Origin of the sequence: Bacillus sp. TH30 (genome assembly GCF_016650875.1) — a bacterium.
GTDB lineage: Bacteria > Bacillota > Bacilli > Bacillales > Bacillaceae_G > Bacillus_A > Bacillus_A mycoides.
The window spans coordinates 4,678,908-4,691,586 of the sequence record NZ_JAEKEY010000002.1; the positions used below are offsets into that span (position 1 = coordinate 4,678,908).

The 12,679-nt window shown below is 35.8% G+C and carries 11 protein-coding genes and 2 pseudogenes; 8 read left to right on the plus strand and 5 right to left on the minus strand.

What is annotated here, in order from left to right:
• Positions 1-246: 246 nt before the first annotated feature.
• Both JFU20_RS26210 and JFU20_RS26215 read left to right on the plus strand, forming a co-directional pair.
• Positions 247-1,759, plus strand: a pseudogene (locus JFU20_RS26210) (WD40/YVTN/BNR-like repeat-containing protein).
• A 263-nt stretch (positions 1,760-2,022) separates the two neighbouring features.
• Positions 2,023-2,298 carry a hypothetical protein gene (locus JFU20_RS26215; protein ID WP_002084476.1) on the plus strand — a complete coding sequence of 92 codons (276 nt, stop codon included), beginning with the start codon at positions 2,023-2,025 and terminating at the stop codon, positions 2,296-2,298.
• A gap of 385 nt (positions 2,299-2,683) precedes the next feature.
• Here JFU20_RS26215 and JFU20_RS26220 read toward each other — a convergent pair whose 3' ends face one another.
• Together JFU20_RS26220 and JFU20_RS26225 are read right to left on the minus strand one after the other, a co-directional pair.
• On the minus strand, positions 2,684-3,166 hold the full coding sequence (locus tag JFU20_RS26220; RefSeq protein WP_002128240.1) for a PRK06770 family protein: 483 nt from the start codon (positions 3,164-3,166) through the stop codon (positions 2,684-2,686).
• A gap of 296 nt (positions 3,167-3,462) precedes the next feature.
• A complete protein-coding gene (locus JFU20_RS26225; RefSeq protein WP_201038473.1) occupies positions 3,463-4,893 on the minus strand; it encodes an IS4 family transposase in 1,431 nt (476 codons plus the stop codon).
• 213 nt (positions 4,894-5,106) lie between these two features.
• Here JFU20_RS26225 and JFU20_RS26230 point away from each other — a divergent pair, with 213 nt between their 5' ends.
• Positions 5,107-5,442 carry a PadR family transcriptional regulator gene (locus JFU20_RS26230; RefSeq protein WP_002191906.1) on the plus strand — a complete coding sequence of 112 codons (336 nt, stop codon included), beginning with the start codon at positions 5,107-5,109 and terminating at the stop codon, positions 5,440-5,442.
• Positions 5,429-6,100 carry a hypothetical protein gene (locus JFU20_RS26235; RefSeq protein ID WP_201038474.1) on the plus strand — a complete coding sequence of 224 codons (672 nt, stop codon included), beginning with the start codon at positions 5,429-5,431 and terminating at the stop codon, positions 6,098-6,100. Before JFU20_RS26230 ends, JFU20_RS26235 begins: the two co-directional genes overlap by 14 nt.
• A 179-nt stretch (positions 6,101-6,279) precedes the next feature.
• On the opposite strand, the gene JFU20_RS26240 is transcribed toward JFU20_RS26235, so the two are convergent.
• A complete protein-coding gene (locus tag JFU20_RS26240) occupies positions 6,280-6,486 on the minus strand; it encodes a helix-turn-helix transcriptional regulator (protein WP_000651002.1) in 207 nt (68 codons plus the stop codon).
• Between the two features lie 3 nt (positions 6,487-6,489).
• Entirely contained in the window at positions 6,490-6,795 is a 306-nt protein-coding gene (locus JFU20_RS26245) for a DUF6442 family protein (RefSeq protein ID WP_201039216.1), read from the minus strand.
• Between the two features lie 268 nt (positions 6,796-7,063).
• Here JFU20_RS26245 and JFU20_RS26250 point away from each other — a divergent pair, with 268 nt between their 5' ends.
• Positions 7,064-7,375, plus strand: coding sequence for a hypothetical protein (locus JFU20_RS26250; RefSeq protein ID WP_002017122.1), 312 nt, complete (start codon positions 7,064-7,066; stop codon positions 7,373-7,375).
• A gap of 169 nt (positions 7,376-7,544) precedes the next feature.
• Positions 7,545-8,003 (plus strand): hypothetical protein, encoded by a 459-nt coding sequence (locus JFU20_RS26255; RefSeq protein WP_002017124.1) that lies wholly within the window; start codon positions 7,545-7,547, stop codon positions 8,001-8,003.
• A gap of 472 nt (positions 8,004-8,475) precedes the next feature.
• On the opposite strand, the pseudogene JFU20_RS26260 reads toward JFU20_RS26255, so the two are convergent.
• Positions 8,476-8,732, minus strand: a pseudogene (locus JFU20_RS26260) (IS4 family transposase); the annotation flags it as partial.
• 366 nt (positions 8,733-9,098) lie between these two features.
• Between JFU20_RS26260 and JFU20_RS26265 the strand changes: the two are divergent.
• Together JFU20_RS26265 and JFU20_RS26270 are read left to right on the plus strand one after the other, a co-directional pair.
• The gene (locus tag JFU20_RS26265; protein ID WP_201039065.1) at positions 9,099-10,268 is read left to right on the plus strand and encodes a serine hydrolase domain-containing protein; all 1,170 of its coding nucleotides are present in this window, start codon (positions 9,099-9,101) and stop codon (positions 10,266-10,268) included.
• Positions 10,269-10,362: 94 nt separating this feature from the next.
• Positions 10,363-12,447 carry a serine hydrolase domain-containing protein gene (locus tag JFU20_RS26270; RefSeq protein ID WP_002167987.1) on the plus strand — a complete coding sequence of 695 codons (2,085 nt, stop codon included), beginning with the start codon at positions 10,363-10,365 and terminating at the stop codon, positions 12,445-12,447.
• Positions 12,448-12,679 lie beyond the last annotated feature (232 nt).

Below are 12,679 nucleotides of genomic sequence, written 5' to 3' on the forward strand. Positions count from 1 at the left end.
CAAATACTCTATTTGTTATGTTTATTATGAGGGTTCATTTTCATTATTTGGCTCCCAAATGAAGCAACTTTAGTATTCACTCAAAAATCCATTGTCTATGAAACAACTAGATTTTTAAACGGCTTTAATAGACAACTGCCATTTACATAGACAGATGTCTATTGTATTTTTGGCGGCAAGATTAAATAGCTTTTTTGTTACTTTACAATAAAGTATACTTAATATCAGTAATTCATGTAATTAGGAGTGATTTCTATATTTAGGGAAAATGCAAAAAAGTTACTTCTGTCATTAGTAACAAATCCAATACTAATAATTGTATACGGCATTTTTTGTTATGAGTTAGCCTTATACTGTAAGTACGGAAGGATGAATTATAATATTTACATTTTGTTATTATGTATAGTACTTTTTATATCCATGATTACATTTACTACAATGCGGGTGATAAAAAATAGAGAATATGAATCTAAAAAATTAACTAATTCAATAGCATGGAGATCCATTTCTATTATCATTATTGTTGCAATTACATCATTTTATGGGATGCAGATTTATCAAAGTGCAATAAATTACAATGGCAAATTGGCATGGTTTATAGAAAGGTTAAAACATGAAAGGTCAGTTAAACTTAAACATAATAATATATATGAATCTGGAGTAGAAGGTATTTTTGAAGATATAAATAAAAAACATCCTTTGCCAAAGAAATTGTATATGGCAACTGATTTTGATCTTACATTTCATTCAGATGGAACAATCACAGAGTTTGATACATTTGTTTATGGGAAAAATGTTGATGGGAAAGAAGAAACTTATTTAATCTCTTATAATAAGAAGAAATCAGAAGATATTACTATAATACGAGACGGGTATGCAAAGCCTGATTATGATGATGATAAATTAGTAGAACCTTTAATTAAAACGGTTAAGGCGATTCCAGTTAAGCAAACGGTTAGAAAGTGGAATGAAAGTAAGTATGGGTTGATTTATTATGGAAAAAGAAATTGGGGATCCAATACAGAGGGGATTATTAATATTACTGAGGATGGTAAGGGGCAGAGTCTTAAAGAAGCAGCTTCTGAAAGAAGCAGCTTCTGAAATCATTGGATATACTGTATCTATATTTGTCCCTGGAAAAGAGAAAGAGCTAGTACCTGCTAGATATAACTTAATATGTGACGCAAGTTGGAGTAAATCAAAGACGCCTCCAAATGAAGATAGGCTTAAAGAGAAGAAACAACAAGATTTAAAGAATGAAAAAGAACAGTTTTTCCTATCAAAAGAAGTTGGTTATAAACTAAATATGACAGATAAAGCATTAGGGAGCGCCTTTTATTCATTAAGCAAGACTAGTGATGAAGGGGAAACATGGGAGGTTATCAATCCAGACCCATTTAATAGGGGGATTGGTAGTGTATCAGGAATCACTTTTATAAATGATAAACTTGGGTTTTTAGGAGCAGTTAGACCTTCTGGTAATGAGGGAGAGTTATATCGCACAGATGATGGGGGGGTATCTTTCAAAAAGGTAGAATATCCGCCGCATGAAGTCAAATTAGATCATACACAGTCCACAATAAGTCCTTTTGATTCTCCTAGTATGCCATATGAGAAAGATGGGGTTTTTAATATGTTAGTGGGACAAGGGGCAGATGGAGACTACAATGGCGATAGTAGTGCACTTTATCAATCAAAAGATAACGGAGAGACATGGGAATTTGTAGAAGAAGTGAAAAAGAAGCCCGTAAATCTTTAGATGATCTTAAGGCTTGGATACAATAATCTGACCTATTAAAATCTCAAAAGGATTTTGTTGATACGTTACCTGAAAAAGAAGCAAGTATCTCTAAACTAGAGGAAAGTAAAAAATAAAGAAAAGAGGTTGCCCAAAAGTAACTATTCAGCGACTTTTGGGACAACCTCTTCTTTTCGTTGTCGATTTTCAAGAAAATTTAGAATAAAATAAAAATATAGTCATCTACCTATTATTCACTAATGAAAAGAAAAGGGGGTAGCGAAATGCAACTGAAGTATGGGAAGCACATTAATATATTATCTATTGTTCTAACTTTGTTCTCTTTTTCCGTAATTGTAAGTTTCTCTACCTGGTTGAGTGGATATTCAATTCCCAACCTTTCTACAATGCTTAAGGTAACAATGTGGAGTGCATTTATTCTTGGAATTATAGGGTTTAGACAAGAGAAAAGCGCACTAGCGATTATAATTATGGGAATATGTGCCTTTGCTCTAGTCGTTCTATATACTTATGCGGTTATAAGTTTTCTTGAGCATTAAACACCATGAAAAAGAAACGAACATTTTTGTTCGTTTCTTTTTTTGGGATGATTATTATAAAATAGCCTCTTCTAATGATTGAGTGCTGAATCCAAGAATTGATTTTTGGGGTGTTATTTTCATGATCGTTTACAATGATATATGGAACTCCTTGTACGTTAAAGAATTCAAACTCTTCTTTTCCTTCTGGGGTATTAGAGGGGGACCACCCACATTTTTTACTGAAAAAGAAATTGTATTTATAAAGCGAAAAAAACGCTATTCTTTTTGTAACAATATACAGAAACGCCATCCTTTCCTATGATTCTACAGAAAGAATAGCGTATTTTTTCATTTTAGGGGGCATTTCTTTTTATTAGTTTGATAGCGAGGTGACGATACCCCTTTATTGTTTTTCAGACTTCGCTTGTTCTAAAATGTATGCTTCTTCTTGTTCCGGTGTCGCTAATTCGTATGCTTTACCAGTGCTGCTATTGTCCCATTCCCATAATAAATTATGCTCCTCAACCGATTGAGAGAAATCGCCTTCATACCAACGAACCAAAATCTTAAGGTACTGTTCTTTATGTTGTAAGGTTCCACTATTACTTTCATCAATCGCTTGACGTACTTTTTCGATGTTTTCTGGAGTCATTTTGATAAATCCTTGCTTTTCGTGGGATAATACTTTTTGATGAGTCATTTTGTGCATTGCATTGATTATATGACGATCAGAGTTGAGGTCAAGTATTACCTCTTCCCCTTTAATTCTCTCAGTCTGCTTTTCCTTAACGTCTGAACCTGCATACGTACCGACTTTGTAGCCAGTAAAAATACCAACTGCTATAGCAATAACTAAGGTTGATGTGATTTTAATCCACTTTTTCAAACCTCTTCCCCCCCCTTTTATTGAAGTGTACCATAAAAGAAGAACTGTATGCCCATATCTATCTGTGAGGTCTACATAACGTATCATTATCAATAGTCAACGATGTATAAAATTTTCGTTATGGGGGTAGTTAAAAATATTAGCTTGATAGCGATGTGGCGGTACCCCATGCCCATCAAGCTAAGCTTATGTAAAATCAATTTCGGGTGAGAAGATACCTATTTTTTAAAGACTAATTGTATATTGTTTAATGAATTGCATACGAAATAAACCCTAATGGGTTTTGATTTTTTAAATTAAGCTGCATGATTATGAGACATGGAATAATTGTATACGACGCCTAAAATATCAAAGACTGTTTTCTTCTCGTACCTATGGGATTTCCGCCCATTTTGCTGTAGAAGATTGAACAGGCGAAGTAGTATCTTTGATAACTTTTGGGTGTCTTTTTGTATTGTTTGGAATAGAAGAAGAAAATAGTCTTTAATCATATATATGGCTTTATATTCACTAAGCTCTCGTTTTTTCTTCATGAGGAGTAATTGACGCATTTGAAACATGATAGAAGAACAAAGTAGAATGGCAATCAGTTGACCATACAAATGGCATTCCAATCGTTCTGGTTTTATTTTTTTACAATGATGAATTTGAAAAAATGATTTCCACGTTTTAAAGATAATCTCTATTTGCCAACGCAAAGAATACCAATCATGTACGTGTCCCATCGGGACAATATCTGTAGGGGTGTTTGTCATATATACATTTATACCACTGAGCCGTTTACTACGAGGAGAATATGTCATTCCTTTCTTTTTTTCTCTTACAGCTTGATCTTGTAATCGTTTTTGTTGCTGTTGTTTTGTTAATCGATGAACAATTACACGAGATGGCACTTTATCAATCATTCCTACATAAGCATCAGCTATTTCACATGTTTGTCCTGGTTCAAGGGAGTTCATTAACGTCTCCATATCTATCTGTATATACTCTGTACCTTTCTTAATTCTTCCGTCTTGAAAATAATTAGGGTTAGAATTTTTTTGATAAATACGTGTATTCGACTTGATACGAGAGATATAGTAGGCCTCTTTATCTTGTATATATTGAAGGTCTTTTAAATGAAAATAACCTAAATCTCGGATACATAAATCATTCGCTGTCACAGTTGGGGCACACAGAGAGCCGTAAGTACGATCATGTTGTTTACCTGGACCTGTATGAATATGTAGGAACTGTCCATTTAACAAATCATACTCAAGTTGAATTTTTATCCCAGCTGTATGGCTGCATCCTCCTGCACCTGGATAAACAAATGCAAAAGAATCTGGGAGTTGAAAAGCGGTTGAATCTAAAATACGGATACGCTTGAAAACAGAAGTATATGGAGATAAAATCGGCATAGATGAGGTCAATTTTTGCTTTAATAGTTCAGCTAATAGATGTTGTAAAAATTGGACAGCCGCTTGATTAAATCGTTGATTCAGTCCTTCAGGACTGATGAGTACTTCTGTTGATGCTTCTAAACAGCTAGATAACTGAGTTAAAGACGTCGTAGCGACATTTTGGTTCATCCATACACATAAAGCGACTAGATCTTTTGCTTGGTACTTACTGGTTCGTTGCACAAAACCAACATCTCTAGCAAGAGTTCGTAAGATATTTGGGGATAAAAAGCTTTGAATTTCTTGAGCAAATAATTGTAATTCATCAGATACAGAAATAGACATACAAAAACGCCATCCTTTCCTATGATTCTACAGAAAGAATAGCGTATTTTTTCATTTTAGAAAACCATGCAATTTTTAATTTGCTGACAACGTGGAGTAATACAAAACATAAATAGAAAAAGACTAACAGGTGACTTGCAAAGCAAGTTACCTGATGTTACACTCTAACTACATACTAACTTGCATAGCAATCTACTGAAAGGAGATGAATCGATGCATAGCCAGATGCTAAAAGGTGTATTAGAAGGCTGTATTTTATATATCATCTCACAAGAAGAAGTATACGGTTATGAACTAAGTACCAAATTGAATCAATATGGCTTTACGTTTGTAAGTGAGGGCAGTATTTATCCACTTTTATTGCGTATGCAAAAAGAAAAGTTAATCGAAGGAACTTTGAAAACCTCTAATCTAGGACCTAAACGTAAGTATTATCATTTAACAAAGAAGGGATTAGAACAATTAGAGGTATTTAAGGAAAGTTGGGATATGGTATCAACAACTGTAAATCGGTTACTAGGAGGGGAAAAACAAAATGAAACCAGATGAAATGGCTAAAATAAATAATGAAAAAAGAAAGCTACTAACAGAAGAAAATGAACTAGCTTATGGAAATATGTTAGTGTATATTCGCTGTTCAAATGTTCCTGAAAGGCAATCAGAAGAACTATTATTGGAGATTTTAGACCACCTTCTTGAATCTCAAAAAGAAGGAAAAAATGCTTATGATGTATTTGGGGAGGATCTTCCAACGTATTGTGACGAATTAATTGCCGCCCTACCTCAACAAACAATGTTTGAAAAATTTTCAACAATTGGTTTTATTATTAGTTTACTACTTGCTATTCAATTTGGAATAGATACGATATCTGCTGTAATAACTTCGTTTTTTCAAAAAAACTATCCAACTGAAGGTGTGTCATTTGATATTCTGGAAACCACACTATCTGTCATAATTCTTATTGGAGGTCTTTATATTATTTTATATGTAATGAAAGAATTCTCGTTTAAATTCATAATGAATTGGAAGAGCCGAATTATATTTGTATTATCAATTTCTATTCCATTTGGAATATCAGTATTATTACATATGTATTTTAAAAAACACCCTTATCTTTCTTATAACTTAAGTTTATGGCAAGGTGCCTTGATAGCTCTATTTTTCTATATTTTATATAAATTTTTATTTAAAGCATCAAGATTCTAATAACTTATTTAAAGAGCATATATATCGCTATTAAGCTAACAAAATTAAATTTCCTTAAAATGAAAAAATACGCACTTCTTTCTGTAGACTCATAGGAAAGGATGGCGTATTTTTTGCTTTATGGATAATAAAAAATTAGATTGATAGGGATTTGTTTTGACTCCCAGTACACCAATTAATCAAAAATAAAATAATTCTTCAAATTTTTTATCTAGTGCTATACAAAGTACTAATGCTAACTTTGCAGTTGGACAAAATTGTCCTGTTTCAATAGAACTAATTGTTTGCCTAGATACTCCTACCATTTCAGCTAATTCACCCTGTGATATTTTTTTCTCAGCTCTTGCTACTTTCAAACGATTTTGCAGTACTAATTCATCTTTCAATTATCATCCCTCCAGAAAGAAAGCTATGGCACTTGCAATTGTACTCATTATTGCTAGGATGCTTGCAATAAGAAATTTTTGTGCTTTCAATTTTTTAAACTTATAAAAACTTGTACTAGCTATATAACCAGAAAAAATTGAAATTAATTCGTAACTTTTAATACCATGCATCAATTTCCAAGAACCAAAAAATAGGACTAAAACAAGCACAGCTATTAAACCGTAACTAGATGAATCTAATTCTATAAGTTCTTTACGTTCATCTCTCCCCATTTTTTTGTATTTTCTTAATATCTCTTCTTTTTGCATCATTAGTAACCACCCCTTATTAATTATATTTTTATTGTACAGTTTTATTATCATTATGACAAGTTAACTTGTCATAATGATAATAAAACTTGTCTTCGAGGTGCATAGTAATACAATTTGTATAGATATAAAATTTTCATTCTGGGGGTAATTAAGAATCTTAGCTTGATAGCGATGTGGCGGTACCCCTTAATGGGCATCTTTTTCATATTCAGCAATAAATTTCATAGTATACTAATATTTAGGTATTTATATTGGGAGGATCAAAATGATGAAGAAATCAGTATTAGCAGTTGGTTTATCGGTTGCAATGTTAGCGGCTTGCGGCGAAAAAGAAGTGGTTCAAAAAGAGAAGCCAAAAGCACAACAAACAACTGCGAAAACAGAACAACCAAAAGATGAGCAAACACGAATGATGAAAAGTTTTGAACGTAGAACCAAAGAAATTAAAGAATATTTCGGCTACAGAACGAGAACAAAGTTAAAAGACGCCGTTGCGCAGAGTGGCTTGCAAGAATACGGCAAAACAACCATAAGATACTTCACATCAGACAATAAAACAGAAATTGAATTTGAATAAGTATTCCTGCGGGAGTGCTTTTTTATTTTATTTGCAGGAAATTATCACCATTTGTCGAATTATATAAGCTGAAGGGTGATAAAAATGAGACATAGAAATCTTTTTATGCTGGCAATGAATACGTAAAAACAAAAACATTCACTTATAACGGTTAATAGGAGGAATTATCATGAGAAAATTAGCTACAATTGCATTAACAGTAGCTTTAGCTTTAGGCGGTTTGACGGTTATGAACATTAACACACCTGAAGCACAAGCAAGTGAAGATTGTCATTACATCTGTGGTCCTAGCGAAACGGTGAATGGTGTTACAGTTCAAGTTCACGCTACGGAATACACTTTTGGTGGAAACGTAATTGCAAGAATTACAAATAACCGAGCTGAGGACATTCATTATAATGTCAGCATCGAAAAGAAATATGGAGACAACTGGGGAGAATATGATACTTTCTTCCATTGGCAAAATCAATGGGTTCCAGCTGGAGCAAATGATGAAATTTCAACTTTCACAGGATATGGAGAAAACATTTACGACAATGGAACATACCGTTATAAAGTTGAAATTGTAAGTGCTGACGGTTCTGTAGATACAATTTATACAGCAGCAATGACGGTAACAGGGCGATAGCTCATGACTGAGCTTCATTATTTATGATTGTATTTTCAATAATATCATTGATAATTGCGTTGATATTATTATTAAAATAAGCTCTTCGGAGCTTATTTTTTTATATAAAAATTGAATATTAATATTCTATTATTGAGTTTTATCCTCTGTTCATAAACATAAGATTTTCTGGACAGATGTCTCTTAACGTACAGAAAACGCTTAAAATATGTCCGGATTGTGTCTAAACGTACAATTTTCCCGAAATGGTATGGTGAGACCACATCCATCAACTTAAGAAAAGTAAACACCCCAAAAACAAAAAAATGAGCTGACTTCTCAAAAAAACTAGCTGTAGAGAAAGAAAATTTTCATTGAGGGGGTACTTCAAAACCTTAGCTTGATGGGCTTTTTTCTTTTTTCTAAAGATCCAGTGTAAGTTCTTTAAATATTTTCATACCAGATAAACCCTATTGGGTTTTAATTTTTTGGATTACGCTACATGCTTGTGAGGCATAGAAAGGTTATATACGACGCCTAAGATATCAAAGACGGTTTCTTCTCATACCTATGGGATTTTCGTCCGTTTTTCTGTAAGAGATCAAACAGACGAAACAATATCTTTGTTAATTCTTTGGTGTCTTTTTGTAGAGATTCATAAATAAGTAGAAAATAATCTTTTATGATATAAATCGTTTTATATTCGCTTAATTCTCGTTTTTTCTTGATGAGAATTAATTGGCAGATTTGAGACACAGAAGCTATTTTGAACGTAAGGGATTTGTAAGAAATAGGTAAGAAAAAAGAGATTTTCATTGTGTATGATAAAAATATAAAGAGGCGTGAAAGGAGGAACAGATATAACTTATATATGAAAAACAAACCAGTTAATAAGAGCGTTTCATGGAAAAGAAATAATTTCTGAGGTTAACATACATGCAAAAAGAGGGATTTACCGTTTATTAGGACAGAATGGAGCTTGTAAAAATAATCATTATGAAGATGATTACGAATTCAATGTTGACTTTTTATCATCGGTAGAGATGATAGCCGTGTGGTGAGTATGAAATATCAAGCAACCACCTATACAATATGAATAGAGGAGAGGAATACCTTATGAAAACACGTAGTCAAATTACATTTGCAAGTCTGGCTCTTTTAATAGCTGGAAGTTCCCTGTTATACACAACGCCAACCTCAATTGTAAAAGCGGAGCCCACTCAAAATGTATCTAGTTCGTTACAAACAAGCACTCAAAGAGATCGTAATTCCGTCAAGCAAGCAATGCGGGATACATTGCAACTTGGATACCCGGGGATACTTGCTAAAACTTCTGAGGGTGGAAAAACGTGGAGTTATGCCGCTGGGATAGCGGATCTGAAAACCAAGAAACCAATGAAAACAGATTTTCGCTTTCGCATTGGCAGCGTGACGAAGACGTTCACAGCAACGGTTGTACTTCAATTAGTCGGAGAGAACCGCTTGAATCTAGACGATTACATCGAAAAATGGTTGCCTGGTGTCATTCAAGGAAACGGATATGATGGTAACCAGATTACTATCCGGCAGATATTGAACCATACAAGTGGTATCGCTGAATACTCAAGGTCAAAAGACGCTGACTTTACGGATACAAAAAAATCGTATACGGCTGAAGAGTTAGTGAAGATGGGGATTTCTCTGCCCCCAGACTTTGCCCCAGGAAAGGGCTGGTCTTATTCAAACACAGGATACGTATTACTAGGTATTCTTATTGAAAAAGTAACCGGAAACAGCTATGCGGAAGAGATTGAAAGTCGGATTATTGAACCGCTTGAATTGTCGAATACATTCCTACCTGGCAATTCAAGCGTTATTCCAGGCACCAAGCATGCCCGTGGATATGTCCAACCAGACGGAGTAAGTGAGCTAAAAGACGTTACTTATTATAACCCAAGTGCAGGTAGCTCAGCTGGAGATATGATTTCTACTGCTGACGACTTAAATAAATTCTTCTCTTACTTGCTCGGGGGTAAATTACTGAAAGCACAGCAACTAAAACAAATGCTTACTACAGTTCCTACAGGAAAAGAAGGAATCGATGGATATGGTCTTGGAATCTATGAAACTAAGCTTCAAAACGATGTCTCGATATGGGGACACACAGGTGGCATTCTAGGGTTTACTACTCTTGTTGGAGGTAAACTTGGAGGCAAGCATACGTTGGTCGTCAATTGGAATAGTTTGGGTAGAGCTGACAGTCCTAATCCTTTTAAAAATATTTTACTTGCTGAATTTAGCAAGTAGGCAAAAAAGAAAAACGGATAAATTTTGTCATATTTTTTATAGTTAAACAAATAAGTGATGAATTCGATTACTTATCTAAGGAGGCAATTCTCTCATGAAAAATAAACTATCTGGGGTGTTAGCCGCTACATTAGCGCTAACGATGATCCTACCAACAGGGGCGATAGCATCTTCAAGCAGTAAGACTCCGGTTGTAGCTAACCAAGAAGTTGCTAACCAAGAACTGGAGAAGATTGCGGCAGAGAAGGCTGCGCTACTCACGAAGTCCTATGGGACGACTAGCGTGCAGTATGCGCTAATTGATAATGGTAAACTTATTTTGTCGGGTCAGACAGGCAAGAACGATATGGAAGGAAAACAGCGGCTGAACAAAGATACTCTATATGGGATTGGTTCAGTCAGTAAAATGTATGCAACAGCGGCTGTAATGAAATTGGTCGACGAAGGAAAAGTCGATTTGGATGCTCCTGTCGTCCACTATGTTCCTGATTTCAAGATGAAAGACGAGCGGTACAAACGCATTACGCCACGTATGCTGTTAAACCACTCCTCCGGCTTGCAAGGTTCCACGTTAAGTAATGCATTTTTATTTAACGATAATGATACCTATGCCCATGATGTCTTGATGCGGCAATTGTCCAACCAAAGCTTGAAGGCGGATCCTGGCGCGTTCTCGGTATACTGCAACGACGGCTTTACGCTGGCCGAAATTTTGGTGGAAAGAGTCAGCGGTATGAGCTTTACCGAATTTATACATCAACGGTTTACAGAACCCTTACAGCTGAATCATACGAAAACACCGCAGGACAAATGGGAAGACGATAAGCGGGCTGGACTCTATTTTCCGGCGTACCAAGGGAAGCTTCCCATTGAATCGGTGAATGTGATTGGTTCGGGAGGGATCTCTTCCACGGCAGAAGATATGGTACGATTCTCACAATTATTTATGGGACAGGGAAAAGGGATCCTCTCTGATAAGGCAGTCAAGGCGATGGAGCAAGAGGAATATAAAAAAGGAATGTGGCCGGGGGATGGAGGTAATATTTTCAACTATGGTCTTGGCTGGGATAGTGTGAAACTATACCCATTCAGTGAATATGGGATAAAAAGCATGGCTAAGGGCGGCGATACAACACTGCAACATGCTATACTGGTCGTGCTTCCGGAACAGAAGATGGCAGTGGCTGTGTTGTCATCCGGCGGCCAAAGCTCTACAAATCAACTACTGGCAACTGAATTACTGCTCGCCGCGCTTAAAGAGAAGGGCACAATTAAGGACATCAAGCCAAACAAATCCTTTGGCAAGCCGGTCAAGGCCAAGATGCCTCAAGACGTGACGAAGAAAGCGGGCTTTTACGGCAATAGCGAAAGTCATTTCAAAATAGAAATTACGAAGAATGGAGAACTGTTCTTACCATCTAATCGAGAAGAAAAATATGTATATACTGCGAATGGAAGCTTTATTAATGAGAAGGGTACTTCCAAGCTCAACTTCGTCACTGAGAAGAATGGAAGCACTTATTTGAAGGTGAGCACATATAAATCGACGCCAGGCTTAGGGCAAAATGTGATGACTCACTATTTAGCCGAGAAACTAGAAGACAACGTGCTATCGAAGAAAACCGCTGCCGCATGGGCGAAGCGGGAAGGCGTCAAGTTCTATCTCGTGAACGAGAAATTTAGTTCTATTGAATATCTCGTTCAACCGAAACTTATTACCACACAAATTACTCGCAAGGAAGGCCTGGAGGGCTATTGGGACGGCAGAAAAATTACAGGTCCGAACACCGCGGCGCATCAGCTCCAGATCCCCGTGATGAATGGCCGTGATACGACGGAAACTCATTTCTATACAGAAGGCGGCAGTGAATATATGGAGATGGCCGGATTGTTATATGTAAGTGGATCCAACGTAAAACCGCTTGATGCAGGCCAATCATCCAAAGTTACGCTACAAGCAAATGGGCATGCGAAATGGTTTACGATCCCACAAGCGACAGCAGGGAAAACGATGAGCGTGACGTTGTCATCGAAGAGTTCATTCGCGGTGTATGATGAGAAGGGAGTATGCGTCAATTTTACCGTTGTGAGCGGCAATAACAAAGTAAAATTGCCGAAAAACGGATCGGTTGTATTTGCTGGCGCGCCGAACTCGGAATTTGCAATCACGTTGAACTAGCTACAATTCAAGATGGACTTCAACAAAACCAGTACGACACAGAAAAGGTGTTTTGCTGGTTTTGTTTGTATTTACGCATTATCTTTACGAAGAGGCTTTCCACGAATAATATCACGCTCAAACTCTGCAAGAACAGCTATCATACCAACTTTTTAGCTGTTAAGAAACTTTGCAACAGAACCAGACATGTACTCCTTCATCACTAAAAACAGCCAGTTTTGATTTTGAATTT